This is a genomic window from Acidovorax sp. HMWF029 (assembly GCF_003060895.1).
GTDB lineage: Bacteria > Pseudomonadota > Gammaproteobacteria > Burkholderiales > Burkholderiaceae_C > Acidovorax.
In genome coordinates, this window is sequence record NZ_QAIH01000267.1 from 1 (window position 1) to 1,042 (window position 1,042).

1 protein-coding gene is annotated in these 1,042 nt (G+C 65.0%); it reads left to right on the plus strand.

The genetic code is table 11. From position 1 onward, the window contains the following. Positions 1-1,042: glutamine--tRNA ligase (gene glnS, locus DBR12_RS18900; protein ID WP_108618661.1), on the plus strand; the 1,042-nt coding region annotated here is incomplete at both ends.

Here is a 1,042-nt window from a genome sequence, read left to right on the forward strand (position 1 = left end):
CCTGCACATCGGCCACGCCAAGAGCATCTGCATCAACTTCGGCCTGGCGCGCGATTACGGCGGCGTGTGCCACCTGCGCTTTGACGACACCAACCCTGAAAAAGAAGACACCGAATACGTCAACAGCATCATCGACGCCGTGAAATGGCTCGGTTTTGACTGGGCCCAGCTCGGCCAGGCGCCCGGCAGCGCCGCGCCCTTCCAGGCCAGCGACTACTTCGGCTTCATGTACCGCGCGGCCGAATATTTGATCGAAGCAGGCCACGCTTACGTGGACGAGCAGACCACCGAGCAGATGCGCGCCAACCGGGGCGACTTCAGCAAGCCCGGCGTGGACAGCCCCTTCCGCACCCGCACGCCAGAGGAAAACCTGCGCATCTTCCGCGAGATGCGTGACGGCCAGCATGAAGATGGATCGATGGTGCTGCGCGCCAAGATCGACATGGCCAGCCCCAACATCAACATGCGCGACCCGGCCATCTACCGCATACGCCGCGCCACCCATCACAACACGGGCGACACCTGGTGCATCTACCCCATGTACACCTACGCGCACCCCATCGAGGACGCGCTGGAGCAGATCACCCACAGCCTGTGCACGCTGGAGTTTGAAGACCAGCGCCCCTTCTACGACTGGCTGCTGGAGCGCCTGACCGAAGGCGGCCTGCTGGCCAGCCCGCCCCCCCGCCAATACGAATTTGCGCGCCTGAACCTCACCTATGTCATCACCAGCAAGCGCAAGCTCGCCCAGCTGGTGTACGACCACAAGGTCAGCGGCTGGGACGACCCCCGCATGCCCACCATCGTCGGCCTGCGCCGCCGTGGCTACACGCCCGAAGCGCTGCAGGTGTTTGCCGACCGCATCGGCGTGACCAAGTCCGACAGCTGGATCGACTACAGCACCCTGGAAGGCTGCCTGCGCGAAGACCTGGAGCTGAAGGCCCACCGCGGCATGGCCGTGCTCAACCCCGTCAAGCTCGTGCTGACCAACTGGGACGACGTGATGGGCGCAGGCCACCTGGAGCCCTGCAGCCTGCCCGCC